Origin of the sequence: Klebsiella oxytoca NBRC 105695 (assembly GCF_001598695.1) — a bacterium.
GTDB lineage: Bacteria > Pseudomonadota > Gammaproteobacteria > Enterobacterales > Enterobacteriaceae > Klebsiella > Klebsiella oxytoca.
This window is the reverse complement of sequence record NZ_BCZK01000014.1, coordinates 16,786-35,763: the sequence shown is the minus strand read 5'-3', so window position 1 is coordinate 35,763 and position 18,978 is coordinate 16,786. Positions and strand designations below refer to the sequence as shown.

At 58.0% G+C, this 18,978-nt stretch carries 14 protein-coding genes; 9 read left to right on the top strand and 5 right to left on the bottom strand.

Translation table 11 applies throughout. From position 1 onward, the window contains the following. Window positions 1-56: 56 nt before the first annotated feature. The 3 genes from entF to fes are packed head-to-tail and all read right to left on the bottom strand — an operon-like array spanning window position 57 to window position 5,379. Window positions 57-3,938 carry an enterobactin non-ribosomal peptide synthetase EntF gene (gene entF, locus KO1_RS21240; protein ID WP_064407103.1) on the bottom strand — a complete coding sequence of 1,294 codons (3,882 nt, stop codon included), beginning with the start codon at window positions 3,936-3,938 and terminating at the stop codon, window positions 57-59. A gap of 10 nt (window positions 3,939-3,948) precedes the next feature. Continuing rightward, window positions 3,949-4,152, bottom strand: a complete 204-nt coding sequence (locus tag KO1_RS21235) for an MbtH family protein (protein ID WP_004100064.1) — start codon at window positions 4,150-4,152, stop codon at window positions 3,949-3,951. Window positions 4,153-4,179: 27 nt separating this feature from the next. Continuing rightward, window positions 4,180-5,379, bottom strand: coding sequence for an enterochelin esterase (gene fes, locus KO1_RS21230; protein ID WP_029779302.1), 1,200 nt, complete (start codon window positions 5,377-5,379; stop codon window positions 4,180-4,182). Between the two features lie 318 nt (window positions 5,380-5,697). On the opposite strand from fes, the gene KO1_RS21225 reads away from it, so the two are divergent. Both KO1_RS21225 and entD read left to right on the top strand, forming a co-directional pair. Further along, a complete protein-coding gene (locus tag KO1_RS21225) occupies window positions 5,698-7,947 on the top strand; it encodes a TonB-dependent siderophore receptor (RefSeq protein WP_004100062.1) in 2,250 nt (749 codons plus the stop codon). A gap of 67 nt (window positions 7,948-8,014) precedes the next feature. Next, on the top strand, window positions 8,015-8,638 hold the full coding sequence (gene entD / locus KO1_RS21220; RefSeq protein WP_017146386.1) for an enterobactin synthase subunit EntD: 624 nt from the start codon (window positions 8,015-8,017) through the stop codon (window positions 8,636-8,638). A 53-nt stretch (window positions 8,639-8,691) separates the two neighbouring features. On the opposite strand, the gene KO1_RS21215 is transcribed toward entD, so the two are convergent. Beyond that, window positions 8,692-9,627 (bottom strand): transketolase family protein, encoded by a 936-nt coding sequence (locus tag KO1_RS21215; RefSeq protein ID WP_047720179.1) that lies wholly within the window; start codon window positions 9,625-9,627, stop codon window positions 8,692-8,694. After that, window positions 9,620-10,450, bottom strand: a complete 831-nt coding sequence (locus KO1_RS21210) for a transketolase (RefSeq protein ID WP_004111242.1) — start codon at window positions 10,448-10,450, stop codon at window positions 9,620-9,622. The genes KO1_RS21215 and KO1_RS21210 overlap by 8 nt, the downstream gene beginning before the upstream one ends. Before the next feature lie 364 nt (window positions 10,451-10,814). On the opposite strand from KO1_RS21210, the gene KO1_RS21205 reads away from it, so the two are divergent. The 7 genes from KO1_RS21205 to KO1_RS21175 all read left to right on the top strand — a co-directional run bounded on the left by KO1_RS21205 (window position 10,815) and on the right by KO1_RS21175 (window position 18,860). Next, the gene (locus KO1_RS21205; RefSeq protein WP_004100053.1) at window positions 10,815-11,765 is read left to right on the top strand and encodes a sugar-binding transcriptional regulator; all 951 of its coding nucleotides are present in this window, start codon (window positions 10,815-10,817) and stop codon (window positions 11,763-11,765) included. A 364-nt stretch (window positions 11,766-12,129) separates the two neighbouring features. After that, window positions 12,130-13,650 carry an FGGY family carbohydrate kinase gene (locus KO1_RS21200; protein ID WP_064407100.1) on the top strand — a complete coding sequence of 507 codons (1,521 nt, stop codon included), beginning with the start codon at window positions 12,130-12,132 and terminating at the stop codon, window positions 13,648-13,650. A 133-nt stretch (window positions 13,651-13,783) separates the two neighbouring features. Beyond that, window positions 13,784-14,719 carry a D-ribose ABC transporter substrate-binding protein gene (locus tag KO1_RS21195; protein ID WP_004100051.1) on the top strand — a complete coding sequence of 312 codons (936 nt, stop codon included), beginning with the start codon at window positions 13,784-13,786 and terminating at the stop codon, window positions 14,717-14,719. A 43-nt stretch (window positions 14,720-14,762) separates the two neighbouring features. After that, window positions 14,763-15,383 (top strand): DUF2291 family protein, encoded by a 621-nt coding sequence (locus KO1_RS21190; protein ID WP_004111235.1) that lies wholly within the window; start codon window positions 14,763-14,765, stop codon window positions 15,381-15,383. Between the two features lies 1 nt (window position 15,384). Further along, on the top strand, window positions 15,385-16,929 hold the full coding sequence (locus KO1_RS21185; RefSeq protein ID WP_004100049.1) for a sugar ABC transporter ATP-binding protein: 1,545 nt from the start codon (window positions 15,385-15,387) through the stop codon (window positions 16,927-16,929). Between the two features lie 17 nt (window positions 16,930-16,946). Continuing rightward, entirely contained in the window at window positions 16,947-18,002 is a 1,056-nt protein-coding gene (locus tag KO1_RS21180) for an ABC transporter permease (RefSeq protein WP_004100048.1), read from the top strand. Window positions 18,003-18,062: 60 nt separating this feature from the next. Further along, the gene (locus KO1_RS21175; protein ID WP_004100047.1) at window positions 18,063-18,860 is read left to right on the top strand and encodes an SDR family oxidoreductase; all 798 of its coding nucleotides are present in this window, start codon (window positions 18,063-18,065) and stop codon (window positions 18,858-18,860) included. Window positions 18,861-18,978: the final 118 nt, after the last annotated feature.

Here is an 18,978-nt window from a genome sequence, read left to right as displayed (position 1 = left end):
TGGCACAAACGGTAGCCCGGGTAAGGCGTCAGCCGCAACCCGGGTGTTCATCTTCCCTAACCGAGTATCTCCCTGACCACCGGACCGATCGTTTCAAAAGCCTGCGGAGAGATAATATCCACGTGGGCGCAATCCTGGCTAAACACCTCCAGCTCGCCGATCCACGGCCCCCACACCACCTGCGGGTCCATCCCGGGTTGCCGGGTCTTCTCCGCCACGAACAGAGTCGCCTTACCGTCAAACTTCGCGCTGTGCGCGGTAGTCAGCAGGCGCACCGCATCGGCATAGTTGCCTTCAATCACGCTGAACAGCTCGCCGGAAGCCTGCCCCTGCTGGGCGGCCAGAAACGCCTCACGTTCGCGGGCAATTTCCGCCAGCACCTCAGGATCCAGACCGTTCGCCTCTTTCTCCGCCCAGTTCTGCGTCTCGGGCGGCCAGGTATCCAGCAGCCCGAGGAAGGCCACCGCTTCGCCGCGCTGGCGTAAACGGGCGGCAATTCCCTGCGCCAGGGTACCGCCGAGCGAATAGCCAAACAGATAGTACGGGCCGCGCGGCTGCTGCGAAAGCAGGGTTTGCAGATGATGTTCGCATACCGCATCCAGATCCGCCGCCGTCGCCATCGGCCCCTGCGGTCGCGGCGACTGAATGCCGACGATCGACCAGCGCGGGCTTAAATAACGCGCCAGCACGCTGAACTGCCAGGCAAAACCGGAAGCCGGATGGAAGCAAAACAGCGTCGGGCCGTCGCTCTCGCGCAGCGGCAGGATCGCGTCGAAGCCCAGCCGTTGCGCCTGCTCATCGCTCAGATCCGATGCCAGTAGCGCGCTCAGCTTGCCGACGGAAGAAGCGACCATTATCTGGCCAGGCGTCACCTGGCGTTCCAGTTCGCGGCTCAACAGCGCCGCCAGGCGCATCGCCAGCAGCGAATGGCCGCCAAGGGCGAAGAAATCGGCGTCGATGTCGTTCACCTCACAGCCGAGCAGCTGGCTGAACGCTGCGGCAACGGCAGTTTCCACGCCCGGCTCCGGCGGACGTCCGCTGCGCTCACTGCTCAACGTGGGTAACGGCAGCGCTTTACGATCCAGCTTGCCGTTGGCGCTTAGCGGCAGCGCCGGCAGCTGAATCAGCACCACCGGCACCATATGCGGCGGTAGCTGTTCGCCAAGCTGCGCTTTGAGCGCGGCGGTGTCCAGCGGCAGACCGGAAGCAGAAACCAGATAGCCCACCAGCTGACGGGCATCGCCGCCGGTCGCCGCCGCCTGGTTGAAGACGCAGGCGTGAGCCACCGCCTGCGCAACGTCCGGCAGCGCAGATAGCGCGCGGTCAATTTCGCCCAGCTCAATTCGCTGGCCGCGTATTTTTAGCTGGTCGTCGCTGCGTCCGAGATACTCGACCGCGCCGTTATCCAGCCAGCGGGCAACATCGCCGGTGCGGTACATCCGCTCGCCCGGCGCGTAGGGGTCGGCAATAAAGCGGCTGGCGGTCAAATCGGGACGCCCCAGATAGCCCTGCGCCAGCTGAATGCCGGTCAGGTAGAGATCCCCCGCCACGCCCGGCGGTACCGGGCGCATGGCGGCATCAAGGATGCGCAAGCCGGTATTCCACACCGGCCAGCCAATCGGTACGCTGGCGCCGGTGACTGCCGCCAGTTCGGGCCCGCAGGCCGGATACCAGCTGACGTCCACAGCGGCTTCCGTCGGGCCGTACAGGTTATGCAGCGGCGCGCCGGTGAGTTGCTCCCATTCACGGCATAGCGCCGTCGGCAGCGCCTCTCCGCTACAGAATACCCGGCGCAGGGTTTGACAACAATCGACGTTTTCCGCCTCCAGCGAGGCAACGAACGCCGCGAGCATCGACGGCACAAAGTGGGTCGTTGTCACGCCGTAGCGGGCAAAAAACTGCTGCATCGCCAGCGGGTCGCGGTGGGCTTCCGGCTCGGCCATCACCAGCTGCGCGCCGGCGATAAACGGCCACCAGAACTCCCATACCGAGACATCAAAGCTGCACGGCGTTTTCTGCGCCACCACATCCTCAGCACAGAGCGGATAGTGGTCCTGCATCCACAGCAGGCGGTTGACGATGGCGGTCTGCCCGACCATCACCCCTTTCGGCCGCCCGGTGGAGCCGGAGGTAAAGATGATATACGCGGTATGCTCCGGCTGCGAGAGCGCCAGCGGCGCGGACTCGCCCGCCGCCAGCGGCTGCTGGTAGCAGAGGCTTTCCAGGCCGGGAATATCGCTAAAGCGCGCCAGCTGATCCTCAGAGGTGATCAGCAGCGACGGACGGGCGTCTTCCAGCATCATCCGCAAGCGGTCGTCGGGATAGCCGGTATCCAGCGGCAGCCACGCGGCTCCGGCCTCAACAATGCCGTGCAGCGCCAGCGTCAGGAACACCGAACGCGGCAGCGCGACCGCCACGCTATCGCCCGGTTTGACGCCCCGTGCGCGCAGACGCTCGGCCAGCGCTACCACCTGCTGGCGCATCTCACGGTAGCTAAACTGCCAGCAGCCATCCGCCAGCGCCGGGGCATCCGGGGTTTTTGCCGCCTGCGCCGCCACCAGCGCGCTCAGGGTGGTGAGCGGCAGGTCGACAGCGGTCGCGTTCACCTGCGCCAGGCGTTGGTTTTCCGCCGCCGACAGCATATTCGCCTCGCCGCAGGGCAGAGTGGGATTATCGGCAAACTGAGTCAGCAAAGAAGATAGACGGGCGATATGCCCGCGCAGCGTCTGTTCATCATATCGCTGCTTGTTCGCCAGCACCTCCAGCGATAGACCGCCGGTTTCATCCGGGAAGAGCGCCAGCTCCAGGTCATTGACCGGGCCGGTGGCCAGGGTGTGGGTAATCGCCTGTACGCCGTCGATATCCAGCTGATAGTCGAAGACTTTAATATTGAGTACCGGGCCAAACAGCGGTTCATCGCCCGCCGCCCTGCCGCTGTCGCGGACAATCTGTTCGGCATCATAGCGCTGGTGGCGGCGCATTTTCTTGAGCTGTCCGGCAAGACGCATGGCCAGCTCCGCCAGCGTTTCCCGGGCGTCAATATTGACCGCCAGCGGCAGAACGTTGAGCACCGGGCCGGTAGCGGTTAATGCCGCAGAGCCCATGCGGCGCATGAAAATAAAGCCCGCGGCGTAATCCATTCGGCTGCACAGCCGTCCCAGCCACAGGGCGGTCAGCGCCAGCGCCAGATCCGCGCGCTGGCACTGCGGCGCGCCTGCCGCCAGCCGGCTAAATACGCCGGCGTCGACCTCCAGCTTCATGCGCCAGATATCGGTGCTGGTCGCCCTTCCCGCCAGCGGCGCGTCGGAAAGGGAGGCCGGAGCCGGCAGCGCCTGACGCTGCGCCTGCCAGAACTGTTTATCACGCTGCCAGGCGTCGCTGCCGTAGTAGCGCTGGTACTCTTCCACCACCTCGGCAAACGGCGTGAACGGCGAAGCTGGCGTCTCTTCGCCGCGCTGCCATGCGCGATAAATCGCGCCGATCTGGCGGGTAATGGCCGGGAAACTGAAGCCATCGACCAGCAAATGATGGTAACGCTGATACCAGTACCAGCACTTATCCCCCACCCGCAGCAGCTGATGGCAGACCAGCGGATTACCGCCGTCCACGCGCAGGTTTTGCCCGAGATCGGCCTGCATCAGCGCCAGCGCGGCAGCGTGCGGGTCGTGCGACGTGCGCAGATCCCGATAGTCCGGCTCGGCAAAATGACGATTTTCATCGACCCACTGCCAGGCTTCGCCGTTATCTTCACAAAAACGCATGCTGAGGGTGTCAGCCTGAGAGAGCCCGGTGACAATCGCCCGCCCGAGCAAGGTCGGGTCGATATCGCCGCGCAGCTCAACATAGTGGGCCACGCTCCAGGCGCCGGGCAGCGTCGAGAGGCGCTCCGCCATCCAGATCCCCGGCTGAGCCGCAACCAGCGGTAAACGTGTGGTCATTGTGAGCTCCTCAGGATGCATAGTGCGCGGGGGTAAGCGTTGACCAGTTCTCCGCCAGCCAGGCGTTGCACGCCTCTAACGACTGCGGCGGGCACTCTACCGTCCAGCCTTCCGGCAGGGCGCAGTGGTGCGGCCACAGGCTGAACTGCTGCTGGTCATTGCGCAGAATGTAAAACTGCCCTTGCGGATTGTCGAAGGGGTTACTGAATTGCATATCAAATTCCTCGTAAATCGCGCTTTGCTACTCTTCACGGCCTAATGGCTGCCACAGCTGGATGAGCCCGGCCGTCAGCCCGCCGCGCCAGCAAAGCGCATCATGTCCGCCGTCAACCTGACGCCAGAAAATCGTCTGCTGTTCCAGATGCGTCAGCAGCGCCTGGTTCGCGCGAAAAATGATCGGCTCGCGAACGCCGGCCTCCAGCCAGATGCGTAGCCCTTGCGGCTGTATTTCGCCGCGGCTGAGCCGCTCAATCAGCAGGCCCGTCTGCGCGCCGCCGCGATGCGGCCACCAGTAGGAGCCAGACTGGCTGAGCACGCAGCCAAATCGCCGGGGCCAGTAGAGCGCGGCGAACATCGCGGCCAGGCCGCCAAAGCTCTGGCCTGCCACCACGGTTCGGTCGGCGCTATCGCTGAAAGGTGCTATCCGGTGAACCATCGGCAGCAGCTCTTCCTGAACCGCCAGCCAGAACGTTTCATTGCAGGGAAGCTCTTCGGCGCGATGCTGGTTATCGATAACGTCAATCAGCAGATAAACCGCCTGCGGTAACCGCTTCTCGCGGGTTAATCCTGCTAGCGGCGCCCATACCGGCATGCTTTCTGCCCAGAACTGACCATCAAGCAAAATCGCCAGCGGGCGCGCTTGCGGCTGCGCATCGCCGGTGGCGTAAATCCATATCCGCCGACGGTTGCCGAGTCGCTGGCTCTGCCATTCAATGCAGACCGGCGGCTGATAAGGTTCATCACGCAGCGCCCAGCCGGGCTGTTCGGGGGCGTCCGGCAGCTCCAGCGCAGAGACCGCGTGGCCGCGCCCGCCCTTCCAGCTTTGCGGATTAAGCGGGTCGGCAATCGCCCGCGGCAGCAGCTTGCGCCAGCCTTCGCGCAGCAGCGCGCGGTCCGGGCTGTCGCCGTTAAAAAGCTGAGGGGAAAAGTCGTCGTCCCGCGCGGAAGGAATAAAGCAGTAGCTGCCGCGCCAGGCGGCAGAGAGAGTGGTTTGCCAGCACCAGGCATCGGTACCGGGAATGCGCTGCAGCGTTTGCGGTACGGCGTTTTTATGATGGTCAGTCACGCCGGTAATATAAATCCATACCCGCCGGGTTGGCGAAGAGGCTTCGTTGCCCGCCGGATCGCGCCACCAAAAGGTCACCCGATACGCGTCGTCCACGACCTCAATTTGCGGACCGGAGATATGGCGCCACCACTCGTCGCATCCTGTCTTATGCATTCCTTTCAACCCTATGTTTATCGTGACATTTATCAACAAACGCATTAATAAACGCAATATTTATTGATAATATTATTGATAACTATTTTCATTTGCAATAGCGTATTAGCGCGCTGTGGGAAGCGCGTCTTTTAAAAAATAAACATGTCAGAGAGAGCTTATGCAGCGCCGGGACTTTCGGGGAAACAATTTAGCCCGAAAGCCGGGTTCTGGTCAGCGACGGAGTGCCTGTGCTCTCTACCGGCAACATTGATACCGCCTCCCCTCCCGACGGGAAGGGGCCTTTGGGGAAGGCGGCGACGAAAAGCAGGATTTACAATGAATAATAGGATCAAATCCCTGGCCTTGCTGGTCAATCTGGGAATCTACGGGGCTGCTTTTCCGCTAAGCGCGGCGGAAACGGTCTCCGATAGCAAAACCGCAACCGCTGATGAAACCATGGTTGTCACCGCCGCCGAGCAGAACCTGCAGGCGCCTGGCGTATCAACCATCACCGCAGATGAAATTCGTAAACGTCCGCCTGCGCGCGACGTATCTGAAATTATCCGTACCATGCCGGGCGTTAACCTGACCGGCAACTCCACCAGCGGCCAGCGCGGCAACAATCGCCAGATTGATATTCGCGGCATGGGCCCGGAAAACACCCTGATCCTGATTGACGGCAAGCCCGTGACCAGCCGCAACTCCGTACGTCTGGGCTGGCGCGGCGAGCGCGATACCCGCGGCGATACCTCATGGGTACCGCCGGAGCTGATCGAACGTATTGAAGTCATTCGCGGCCCGGCGGCCGCGCGCTACGGCAACGGCGCGGCGGGCGGCGTGGTCAATATCATCACCAAGAAGAGCGACGGCGAATGGCACGGTTCATGGAATACCTACATGAACGCCCCGGAGCATAAAGACGAAGGTTCGACTAAACGCACCAACTTTAGCCTCAGCGGCCCGCTGGGGGGCGATTTCAGCTTCCGCCTGCTGGGTAACCTCGACAAAACCCAGGCCGATGCCTGGGATATCAACGACGGACATCAATCCGAGCGTACCGGCGCCTATGCCAATACCATGCCTGCCGGGCGTGAAGGGGTGAAAAATAAGAATATTAACGGCGTCGTGCGCTGGGATTTCGCGCCGATGCAGTCGCTGGAGTTTGAATCCGGCTACAGCCGTCAGGGCAACCTCTACGCGGGCGATACGCAGAACACCAATACTAACGATCTGGTGAAAGAGAACTACGGGAAAGAGACGAACCGCCTCTATCGCCAGACTTATTCCGTCACCTGGAACGGCGGCTGGGATAACGGCGTGACCACCAGCAACTGGGCCCAGTACGAACGTACCCGTAACTCGCGTAAAGGCGAAGGTCTGGCGGGCGGCACGGAAGGTATCTTCAACAGCAACCAGTTCAGCGATATCGACCTCGCCGACGTGATGCTGCACAGCGAAGTCAACATCCCTCTGGATCTGGTGTTTAACCAGAACCTGACGCTGGGCTCCGAGTGGAATCAGCAGCGGATGAAGGATTTGGCGTCAAATACCCAGACCTTTATGGGCGGCGATATCGACGGCTATGACAGCACCGGCCGTAGCCCATACTCGAAGGCCGAGATCTTCTCCCTGTTTGCCGAAGACAACGTGGAGCTGACCGACACCACCATGCTGACGCCGGCGCTGCGTTTCGATCATCACACGATCGTCGGCAACAACTGGAGCCCGTCGCTTAACTTGTCTCAGGGTCTGTGGGATGACTTCACGTTAAAAATGGGCATCGCCCGCGCCTATAAAGCGCCGAGCCTGTACCAAACCAACCCGAACTATATTCTCTATAGTAAAGGCCAGGGCTGCTATGCCAGCGGCAACGGTACCGGTTGCTACATGATGGGTAACGATGACCTGAAAGCCGAAACCAGCATCAACAAAGAGATTGGCCTTGAGTTTAAACGCGACGGCTGGCTGGCGGGTGTGACATGGTTCCGTAACGACTACCGCGATAAAATCGAAGCGGGCTACGCGCCGATTTCACAGACGACGAACGGTAAAGTGAAAACCGATATCTATCAGTGGGAAAACGTGCCTAAAGCGGTGGTTGAAGGTCTCGAAGGCACCCTGAACGTGCCGGTCAGCGAAACGGTGAACTGGACCAATAACATCACTTATATGCTGCAAAGTAAAAACAAGAAAACCGGCGATCGTCTGTCGATTATTCCGGAATATACCCTGAACTCCACTCTGAGCTGGCAGATTCAGGAGGATATTTCGGTGCAGTCGACCTTCACCTGGTACGGCAAGCAGCAGCCGAAGAAATATAACTACAAAGGTGAGCCGGCGGTGGGTTCTGAAACGGATGAAGTCAGCCCTTACAGCATCGTTGGCCTGAGCGCCACCTGGGATGTGACGAAAAACGTCAGCCTGACCGGCGGCGTGGATAACGTCTTCGACAAGCGCCACTGGCGCGCGGGTAATGCGCAAACCACCGGTAGCCTGACGGATGTTTCTTATATGGCTGGCGCTGGCGCCAATACCTATAACGAATCAGGCCGCACCTGGTATCTGGGCGTCAATACCCACTTCTGATTGTCCGGCCGTTCCCCCCGCCCTCTTCCCATAGAGGGCGGAGGGGAGAATCTGTTAACATCCCCCTATGCAAACCCAACGTTCTATCATTCAGCTTGCCGATCGCTCGCTGCAGCGTGTCGATTTCGACCCATTGACCTTTCGGCCTGAAGATCTCCTCTGGCTGCCGCACCATGCCCGGCTAACCGGCTGCGCCCGCAAGCGGCAGAGCGAACATCTTGCCGGGCGTATCGCTGCGGTTTATGCGCTGCGGGAAGTCGGTGAGACAGAGGTCCCTGCCATTGGCGACCAACGCCAGCCCCTATGGCCGCACCCGTGGTACGGCAGCATAAGCCACTGTGAACGCAGCGCGCTGGCAGTCGTCTCTGTCCGGCCGATCGGCGTTGATATTGAGCGCATCTTGACTCCTGACCTGGCGGCTGAGCTGGAAAGCTGCATCATCAACAGCGCGGAAAAAAGTCTGCTGGACGCCAGCGGCCTGGGCCCCGAGCTGGCGCTCACGCTGGCATTTTCGGCGAAAGAGAGCGCGTTTAAGGCCAGCCATCCCGACGTACAGGCGGGCGTCGGTTTTAGCGATTTTACGCTGGCGTATATAAAGGAGGGAAATCTGCTTCTTCGGCTCTCCGCCGGGGAGTATCGGCTGCAATGGATTAAGGCCGGTGACTACGTCATTACGCTCTGCGCGGCGTAAAAGCAAAACCCGCGCGGCAGCCGCACGGGTTATCGGTTTAAGCCGGCGTAAAGTCAGCGCATTTTCTGCGCCAGCCCGGCGACGGAAGCGGCATCGAAACCGTGGTGTTTACGCAGCCAGCCGCGATCTGCCGCCGCCGCATACTCACCATCCGGGATCCCCAGGCGTTTGAGCGGAATTGCCGCCCCGGCCTCAGCCAGCACTTCCGCCACCAGGCTACCCAACCCGCCGTTGACGTTATGCTCCTCCACCGTTATCACCGCCTTGCACGGTTTCAGCGCCGCCAGCAGCGCGGCGGTATCGCAAGGGCGAATGGACGGCACGCTCACCACTTTAGCCTGAATCCCCGCGTCGGCCAGCATCTGCCCGGCATCGACGATCTCATGCACCGTCGATCCGGTAGCGACCAGAGCGATATCCTCGCCTTCCCGCAGCGTAACGACCGCTCCCGGCACGAAGCGATAGCTTTCATCATGCAGTTCCGGCAGCGCCTTGCCGTCAAGACGAATATAGACCGGCCCCTGATAGCCGATGGCGTAATCGATAATCTGCCGGCATTCACGCGGCGAAGACGGGGCGAAAATCTGGATATTGCCGAAGCCGCGCATCACCGCCAGGTCATCAATCGCATGATGGGTGCTGGCCAGCGGGCCGTAGCTGGCGCCGGCGTTAAGGCCAAATAGCTTAACGTTGGTGTTGTTATAGCAAACGTCGACTTTAATCTGCTCATTGGCGCGGGAAATCAGGAACGGCGCGGCGTTACAGGTGACCGCCACTTTCCCCCCCAGGGCCAGGCCCGCCGCCGTCCCGACCATGCTCTGCTCGGCGATGCCCACGTTCACCAGACGCCCGGGGAACTGTTTAATAAACGGCGCGATTTTGGCCGTTGACGTGGAGTCAGCCACCACCGGCACCAGATCGACACCGCTGTCGACTGCATCAATAAAGGCCTGAACCATCACGCTCGCCAGGTGTTCTGCATTACTCATCTTTCAGTTCCTCCAGTGCCAGTGTAATTTCTTCGCCTTTCGGTACCCGGTGGTGCCACTCCGGGCGCCCCTGGATAAAGGAAATACCGGCACCTTTCGTGGTGTTGGCGATAATAACGTTGGGTTTACCTTCCTGCTTCAGCCCTTCCAGGGTCGCCACCACCGACGCCATGTCGTTACCCTGGCATTCGGTAACCGTCATTCCGAAGGCCTTCCATTTATCGGCCAGCGGATCGGTATTCATAATTTCCCGCGTCGGCCCCGCCAGCTGGAGATTGTTTTTGTCATTAATAATGACGAGGTTATCAAGGCCGTAGTGCGCCGCAGCCAGCGCCGCTTCCCAGTTGCTGCCTTCCGCCAGTTCGCCATCGCCGGTAATTAAAAAGATGCGGCGGGAGCTGTTGCTTTTTTTCGCAGCCAGCGCCAGCCCCACCGCAACAGGCAAACCGTGGCCCAGCGCGCCGGTGTTGAGTTCAATCCCCGGCGTTTTCTGACGAACCGGGTGACCAGGAAGATGAGAATTCGCATGCTGATAGGTTTCCAGCCAGTCAACCGGGAAGAAGCCCGCTTCGGCCAGCACGCAGTAGTAGCAGCCCACCGCATGGCCTTTCGACTGGATGTAGATATCGCGCTGGTCATCATCCACGCGGTCCGGCGCGACGTTCATAATGCGAAAATAGAGCGCAGTGAGCAATTCAACCTGCGACAGGTCGGCGCCGGTGTGCCCGCCAGCGGGGCTATTGGCATTCAATCTGACGATATGGCGACGTACGGCGCGGGCTTTACGCTCAAGTGCCTGGACATCATAGCTATAGGGATTCATTTAATACCTCTGAATTTATTTTCAACTTGGAATATTTATTCCGTCAGGGACTAAAAAAACCAGACATCCCCAGGCAACGCATCGTAGGGCTCACGCCGCTGCATCATACTCAGGAACATTCTGCCTCCTTACCACCGGGTATCACTTCACCCGGGCACTTTTCAGTTGACCTGAAATCGCCATGAATATATATTCAATAACGATTCTTTATTCAATTATGCAGCTACTGTTCTGTTTTTGTCCATAGCTGATTTTGAGGATTGGCGAAAGTTAGATATTCATCACACTTAAATGTCTTTTCTTTTCGCGTATGATAATGAGCTCTAAGATAATGGCTGCACGTAAATGATTTTCGGGGAAATATATGGCTAAGCAGGATGAACAACGGCTATTAGTTAAGATTGCCACGCTCTACTATCTCGAAGGACGCAAGCAGTCCGACATTGCTCAACTTCTCTCGCTTTCTCAGTCATTTATCTCCCGAGCGATCACCCGCTGCCAGAAAGAGGGCGTGGTGAAAATTAGCGTTGTTCAGCCATCAAATATTTTTCTTAACCTTGAAAAAGGTCTTGAGGATCGTTACGGAATTAAGCAAGCCATCGTGGTGGATACCGAAGAGGATGCCAGCGATCACACCATCAAGCGCGCTATCGGTTCCGCCGCTGCCCACTACCTCGAAACGCGATTACGGCCAAAGGATCTGATTGGCGTCTCTTCGTGGAGTTCCACCATCCGCGCGATGGTGGATGAAGTACACGCCCAAAACCTGAAAGCCAGCGGCGTCATCCAGCTGCTCGGCGGCGTAGGGCCGAACGGCAACGTGCAAGCCACTATTCTCACCCAGACCCTGGCGCAGCATCTGAACTGTGAAGCCTGGCTGCTCCCTTCCCAGAGCATTGAAGGATCCACCGAGGAGAAGAATCGTCTTGTTGCCAGTAAAGATGTCGCCGACGTTATTGCCCGCTTTGATGAAGTCGATATCGCGATTGTCGGGATCGGTATTCTTGAACCTTCGCAGCTGCTGAAAACATCCGGCAACTACTATCACGAAGATATGCTGCAGGTGCTGGCGGAACGCGGTGCCGTGGGTGACATTTGCCTGCACTATTACGATAAAAACGGCAGAGCAGTGTTACGCGATGATGAAGATCCTGTTATCGGTATGGCGCTGGAGAAGGTGAAGAAGTGCCCTAACGTGGTGGCCCTGGCCGGCGGCAGCGAGAAGGTCGCAGCTATCAAAGGTGCGCTTTCGGGCGGTTATATCGATGTTCTGATCACCGATTACCCAACGGCCAGACTGCTTATTGCCGGTTAATTTCCTCACTCAAACACTTTCCCACAGCCTTTACGCTTTGCCAGAAGCGTAAAGGTTACGCAAATAAGTCATTATATTTCAATAATATAAAACTCTAAAATCACCTCCTTTCCCACCCATAGCTGAACGCTTCGCCGATCGGATAAGTGTGATTGCCAGCACAATTGATAACTTTTCCAGTAGCCCGACGGGAAGTTTCTGGCTAAGGTATCAAATAAATAATCACTATCGAATATATATTCAGTGATTAAAAAAGTGAAAACGAATTGTCACATCATGCCCTGCCAGGAAGCAATGCGAACAAGAGGAATGCTCACCTTTTGCCCTCCGCACCAGGACGAAGTGTGACTCAGGAGACTACCTAATGCAGGCAACACCTAAAGAGTTCATCATTGCACTGGACGAAGGCACCACGAATGCCAAAGCCGTCGTGCTCGATAGCCGCGGCCAGGTCGTGGTGAAATTCTCCCAGCCGCTGGCGATTCAAACACCGCGTGAGGGCTGGGTTGAGCAGTCGGGAGTAGTGCTGGTAGAGGCGTCACTGGACGTTATTGCGCAAGCGGTTGAACACGTTGGCGCGGAAAACATCGCTGCCTTAGCCATCAGCAATCAGCGCGAGACGGCGATCGGCTGGTATCGCCAGAGCGGTAAGCCGATCAACGCGGCTATCACCTGGCAATGTACCCGCAGCGCTGCGTTTTGCGATGAACTACGCCGCGACGGTACTGAGCAACAAATTAAGGCCGCTACCGGCCTGCCGATTGCCCCCCTGTTCTCTGCCTCAAAAATGCGCTGGCTGCTGGAATCCATTCCTGAGGGTCGCATGCTGGCAGAGCGGGGAGAAATCTGCCTCGGCACTATCGACAGCTGGCTGCTGTGGAACTTAACCCAGGGCGAAGCGTTTCATTGCGATTATTCCAATGCCGCGCGCACGCAGCTACTGAACCTGCAAACCGGCCAGTGGGACGACGAAATGCTGGCGCTATTCCAGATCCCACGCGCCGCGCTGCCGGAGATTAAACCGTCCAGCGGATTATTTGGCTATACCCGCGGGCTGAATAATATTCCTGACGGTATTCCTGTGATGGCGATGGTCGGGGATTCCCACGCCGCGTTGTTTGGCCACGCACTGGGCGAACTCGGCTGTGTTAAAGCCACCTACGGTACGGGGTCATCGGTGATGGCGCCGGTAAAATCCGCACAGTGCGATATCGACGCGCTGGCCACCACCATCGCCTGGCACGACGGCGACAGCATCACCTACGGGCTCGAAGGTAATATTCCCCATACCGGCGACGCCGTGGCGTGGATGGCCGACAGCACCGGGTTAAGCGAGCTTTCGGATGGCGAACTGGCTCACGAGCTTAACACCCTTCCCGGCTCCGTGGACTCCACTCTTGGCGTCTATTTTGTACCAGCCTTAACCGGCCTCGGCGCACCGTGGTGGGACGACAGCGCCCGCGGCGTGATTTGCGGTCTGAGCCGCGGCGTCAAGCGCGCCCATCTGATTCGCGCCGCGCTGGAATCCATTACCTATCAAATCGCCGATGTCGTCGTCGCCATGCGCCAGCAGGATGACTTCCATTTAGCGGCGCTGATGGTCGACGGCGGCCCGACCAAAAACGACTGGTTAATGCAGTATCAGGCTGACCTGCTCGGCTGCCCGGTGATGCGCAGCGACGTTGCCGAACTGTCGGCGATTGGCGCAGCCCTCCTTGCGCGCAAGGCCCTGAATCCGGGAACGGTCACCGACCTGAAAGCCTTTTTAACCGAACATAGCGAATTTATTCCCGATATGGCCCGCCACCAGCGCCTGCAGAAGAGATGGCAGGAGTGGCGCCATGCGGTGAACAGAACATTATGGAAACCGGCAACGTCCGCCTGACGCCCACCAGGGAATCGCACGCGTGACGCACCTTACTCATCAACAAAAGGAGACCCCCGGCCCATAAACTCGATTTACAGGCCTTACGTTGTTTCACCGTACCCGACAATAACAACCAAGAGAGAAAATTGTCATGAAATTACGTTTAACGCTTTTAACTGCTGCTACCCTGACCGCCTTTTCTTTTGCCGCTCAGGCCGCAGAAAAAGGCACCATTATGATCATGGTTAACTCGCTGGATAACCCGTATTACGCCTCTGAAGCCAAGGGCGCCAGCGAGAAAGCCAAAGAGCTGGGATATCAAACTACCATTCTGTCCCATGGCGAAGATGTCAAAAAACAGAACGAGCTGATCGATACCGCCATCGGTAAAAAAGTTCAGGGCATTATTCTGGATAACGCCGACTCCACCGCCAGCGTCGCCGCCATTGAAAAAGCGAAGAAAGCGGGTATTCCGGTGGTTTTAATCAACCGTGAAATTCCTGTCGATGATATCGCGCTGGAGCAAATTACCCATAATAACTTCCAGGCCGGTTCTGAAGTCGCCAACGTATTTGTCGAGAAAATGGCGGAGAAAGGCAAATACGCCGAGCTGACCTGTAACCTGGCGGATAATAATTGCGTAACGCGTTCAAAATCTTTCCACCAGGTTATCGACCAGTACCCGGATATGGTCAGCGTCGCTAAGCAGGACGCGAAGGGCACGTTAATCGACGGCAAACGCATTATGGACAGCATCCTGCAGGCGCACCCCGACGTGAAAGGCGTGATTTGCGGCAACGGTCCTGTCGCGCTTGGCGCCATTGCCGCGCTGAAAGCCGCTAATCGCAACGACGTGGTGGTGGTCGGTATCGATGGCAGTAACGATGAGCGCGACGCGGTAAAAGCCGGCACCCTGCAGGCCACCGTGATGCTTCAGGCGCAGGCCATCGCCGCTCAGGGAGTGACCGACCTCGATAACTACCTGCAAAAAGGCGAAAAACCGGCCAGGCAGCGCGTGATGTTCCGCGGCATTCTGATCACCCAGGACAATGCAGACAAAGTTCAGGACTTCAATATCAAATCCTGATTCCAGGTTGTTGCGCCCCTTCCGGGGCGCACAGGAGAGTATTATGTATAAAAAAATCTCGCTGATGCTGGTCGTTGTTGCCCTCGGAGGCTGCCGAATTGTTTCTCAGCAGGAGCTGGCCGACCTGAAATCCCCGCCTAATCCGCATATGGCGGATATCGATCGGACATGGCAAGAGCAGGTCGTTCCTCAGGTTGTGGCCAGGGCTCGCCCCGTTGCCGAGTTAATGACTGCCCTGCGCACGGCGAAAGACATTGATAGCGCCTGCAAAGCGTTAGGTTATCGCGCTCAGGATGAGAACCCGTGCGTGTTCTACGTCAAAGTGGAAGGCAATATCAGCAAAATTGATTCCGCTTCCCGCAGCGGAAAAATGACGATCCAGGATACCAGCGGCGGCAACGTGGTGGTGCAGATTGGCCCGACGCTGCGCGGCACGCTTTTACGCGACGGCTACCAGGGCGCCAGCTATCAGGACTTCAACGATCAGGTGCTGTTTGGTGAATATAGCCGGGCGATTAACGAACATGCGGTCAAAATGATCCAGACGGCGCAGGTTAAAACCGGTGAAGCGGTGCAGGTATATGGCGTGTTCTCGGCCTGGGATATTCCGCAGACCGTTCCTGATATTACGCCGGCAAAAATTGTTCGTTTGGGAGGACAATAAAATGCAGCGGCAAGAACTCGTCAATTCCCAACCAGTCGAATCTGAAGTTATTATCGAAACCCGTGAATTATCGCGCGTTTATCCCGGCGTCGTTGCCTTAGATAACGTCAATTACCGGGTCTATCGAAATAAAGTAAACGTTCTGATCGGTGAAAATGGTGCGGGTAAATCCACCATGATGAAAATGCTTGCTGGCGTTGAAACACCCTCCTCCGGTCAAATTATTCTTGATGGCGTTCCGGTTACCCTGAGCTCGACTCACCAGGCCGAAAAGCAGGGAATCAGCATCATTTTCCAGGAATTAAATTTATTTCCGAATATGAACGTCATGGATAATATTTTCATGGCTAACGAGTTCTTTCAAAAAGGAAAGATCAACGAAAAATATCAATACGAGTTAGCCAAAAAATTACTCGAGAGGCTGGAGCTCAACGTCGACCCTTATACCCAGCTCGGCGAGCTCGGTATTGGCCATCAGCAGCTGGTCGAAATTGCGCGCGCACTTTCAAAAGACACCCGGGTATTAATTATGGATGAGCCCACCTCTGCGCTCAGCCAGTCGGAAGTCAAAATCCTGTTTAACGTTATTGAACAGCTTAAACGTCGCGGCGTCACCATTATCTATATTTCCCACCGCCTCGAAGAACTGATGGAAATTGGCGACCACATCACCATTTTCCGCGACGGACGCTTTATCAGTGAACGCGAGGTCAGCGACGCCAGTATCCCGTGGATTATCGAACAGATGGTCGGCGATAAGAAAAAACATTTCGACTACCGGCCCGCGCCGAAAGGCGAAGCGGTCCTTGCCGTTGAAGGTTTAACGGCGCTGCACCCGAGCGGCGGCTATAAGCTCAACGACGTGACCTTCACCTTAAGTAAGGGAGAGGTGATCGGCATCTATGGCCTGCTCGGCGCCGGACGCACGGAACTGTTTAAAGGCCTGGTCGGATTAATGCCTTGCCAAAGCGGTAACGTCCATCTCAACGGCGAAAATATCGAAAAGTCCCCGTTCCAGGCGCGGCTGAAAAAAGGGCTGGCGCTGGTTCCCGAGGACCGCCAGGGAGAAGGCGTGGTGCAGATGATGTCGATTCAATCGAATATGACCCTCTCTGATTTCAGCCTTCAGGGCTTTCGTCGGGCGTGGAAATGGCTGAATCCGCAGAAAGAAATCACCTGCGTCAAAGAGATGATCCGCGAACTGGCGATCAAGGTCAGCGACCCCGATCTGCCCATCACCTCGCTCAGCGGCGGCAATCAACAAAAAGTGGTGCTCGGCAAGGCGTTGATGACCAGGCCCGAAGTGGTGTTTCTCGATGAGCCCACTCGCGGTATCGACGTCGGCGCGAAAACTGACGTGTATCACCTGATCGGCAAAATGGCCCAACAGGGTCTGGCGGTGATGTTCTCTTCATCGGAGCTGGATGAAGTTATGGCGCTGGCGGATCGCATTCTGGTGATGGCCGATGGCCGGATTACCGCCGATTTACCGCGCCATGCGGTTACCCGCGAAAAATTGATCGCGGCTTCAACACCTCAAGATTAATCAGGCTGGAACCCATCATGAACCAGAAATATATGATTTATATGTACCTGCTGAAGGCCAGAACGTTTATCGCTCTGCTGCTGGTTATCGCATTCTTCAGCGTGATGGTACCGAATTTCCTGACCACATCTAACCTGCTGATTATGACCCAGCACGTGGCCATCACCGGCCTGCTGGCCATCGGCATGACGCTGGTTATCCTGACCGGCGGTATCGACCTTTCCGTCGGCGCCGTCGCCGGGATCTGCGGTATGGTTGCCGGGGCGCTCTTAACCAACGGTCTGCCCTTATGGAACGGCAGCGTTATCTTTTTCAACGTGCCGGAGGTAATCCTCTGCGTGGCGCTCTTCGGCGTGCTGGTTGGCTTTGTTAACGGCGCGGTAATCACCCGCTTCGGCGTGGCGCCCTTTATCTGCACCCTGGGCATGATGTATGTCGCCAGAGGCTCGGCGCTGCTGTTCAACGACGGCAGCACCTATCCGAACCTCAACGGCATGGAAGCGCTGGGCAATACCGGCTTCTCCACTCTCGGCTCCGGGACGCTGATGGGCATCTATCTGCCTATCTGGCTGATGATCGGCTTCCTGCTGCTGGGCTACTGGCTGACCACCAAAACCCCGCTGGGCCGCTATATCTATGCAATCGGCGGTAATGAATCCGCCGCTCGCCTGGCCGGCGTGCCTATCGTCAAAGCAAAAATCTTCGTTTACGCCTTCTCCGGCCTGTGCTCCGCATTCGTTGGCCTCATCGTCGCGTCACAGCTGCAAACCGCGCACCCGATGACCGGCAATATGTTCGAAATGGACGCCATCGGCGCTACCGTGCTCGGCGGAACCGCGCTGGCAGGCGGTCGCGGCCGGGTTACCGGGTCAATCATCGGCGCATTCGTCATCGTCTTCCTCGCCGACGGCATGGTGATGATGGGGGTCAGCGATTTCTGGCAAATGGTCATTAAAGGCGTCGTTATCGTCACCGCCGTCGTCGTCGACCAGTTCCAGCAGAAACTGCAGAACAAAGTCATCCTGATGCGCCGCCATGAGGAGAAGCTGGCTGCGGCAGGAGCCACCAGTTAATCACCTATTTATTACCCCGCCGGACGCACTGCCGTCCGGCTTCAATAAGGGATGAAAAACATGCAAAGAAATTTCCAGAACAAAACGGTTGTGATCACCGGCGCCTGCCGCGGAATTGGTGCAGGTATCGCCGAGCGCTTCGCGCGCGATGGTGCGAATCTGGTGATGGTCTCTAACGCCGAGCGCGTCCATGAAACGGCGGAAACCTTACGCCAGCGCTATCAGGCCGATATCCTGTCGTTACAGGTTGATGTGACCGACGAAGCGCAGGTGCAGTCGCTGTACGAGCAGGCTGCAGCGCGTTTTGGCACCATCGATGTCTCTATCCAGAACGCAGGCGTGATCACCATCGACTATTACGATCGCATGCCGAAAGCCGACTTTGAAAAAGTGCTCGCCGTTAACACCACCGGCGTCTGGCTGTGCTGCCGCGAAGCCGCCAAATACATGGTTAAGCAGAACCACGGCAGCCTGATCAATACCTCTTCCGGCCAGGGTCGACAGGGTTTTATCTACACCCCGCACTATGCCGCCAGCAAAATGGGCGTCATCGGCATCACCCAAAGCCTGGCGCACGAGCTGGCGCCGTGGAATATCACCGTTAACGCCTTCTGTCCGGGCATTATTGAAAGCGAAATGTGGGATTACAACGACCGCGTCTGGGGCGAGATCCTCAGCACCGAGCAGAAGCGCTACGGTAAGGGCGAGCTAATGGCGGAGTGGGTCGAAGGCATTCCAATGAAGCGCGCCGGCAAACCGGAAGACGTTGCCGGGCTGGTGGCGTTTCTCGCCTCCGACGACGCGCGCTACCTCACCGGGCAGACCATCAATATCGATGGCGGCTTGATTATGTCGTAATGCCGCCAGCCTGGCATTTTTCAGGTCAGGCTACACAAATCATCTCCCGGAGGCGGTGCTGCGCACCTGTCCGGGCTACCCGACGGCACAAGCCCCGTAGCCCGGACAGGCACAACTC

Bases quoted from the DNA above. Each gene is read 5' to 3' on its own strand.
- fes (WP_029779302.1), bottom strand. From the start codon at position 5,379: ATGCATAAGACAGGATGCGACGAGTGGTGGCGCCATATCTCCGGTCCG.
- KO1_RS21175 (WP_004100047.1), top strand. From the start codon at position 18,063: ATGCAAAGAAATTTCCAGAACAAAACGGTTGTGATCACCGGCGCCTGC.
- KO1_RS21200 (WP_064407100.1), top strand. From the start codon at position 12,130: ATGCAGGCAACACCTAAAGAGTTCATCATTGCACTGGACGAAGGCACC.
- entF (WP_064407103.1), bottom strand. From the start codon at position 3,938: ATGACCACACGTTTACCGCTGGTTGCGGCTCAGCCGGGGATCTGGATG.
- KO1_RS21210 (WP_004111242.1), bottom strand. From the start codon at position 10,450: ATGAATCCCTATAGCTATGATGTCCAGGCACTTGAGCGTAAAGCCCGC.
- KO1_RS21180 (WP_004100048.1), top strand. From the start codon at position 16,947: ATGAACCAGAAATATATGATTTATATGTACCTGCTGAAGGCCAGAACG.
- KO1_RS21225 (WP_004100062.1), top strand. From the start codon at position 5,698: ATGAATAATAGGATCAAATCCCTGGCCTTGCTGGTCAATCTGGGAATC.
- KO1_RS21205 (WP_004100053.1), top strand. From the start codon at position 10,815: ATGGCTAAGCAGGATGAACAACGGCTATTAGTTAAGATTGCCACGCTC.
- entD (WP_017146386.1), top strand. From the start codon at position 8,015: ATGCAAACCCAACGTTCTATCATTCAGCTTGCCGATCGCTCGCTGCAG.
- KO1_RS21195 (WP_004100051.1), top strand. From the start codon at position 13,784: ATGAAATTACGTTTAACGCTTTTAACTGCTGCTACCCTGACCGCCTTT.
- KO1_RS21185 (WP_004100049.1), top strand. From the start codon at position 15,385: ATGCAGCGGCAAGAACTCGTCAATTCCCAACCAGTCGAATCTGAAGTT.
- KO1_RS21215 (WP_047720179.1), bottom strand. From the start codon at position 9,627: ATGAGTAATGCAGAACACCTGGCGAGCGTGATGGTTCAGGCCTTTATT.
- KO1_RS21190 (WP_004111235.1), top strand. From the start codon at position 14,763: ATGTATAAAAAAATCTCGCTGATGCTGGTCGTTGTTGCCCTCGGAGGC.
- KO1_RS21235 (WP_004100064.1), bottom strand. From the start codon at position 4,152: ATGCAATTCAGTAACCCCTTCGACAATCCGCAAGGGCAGTTTTACATT.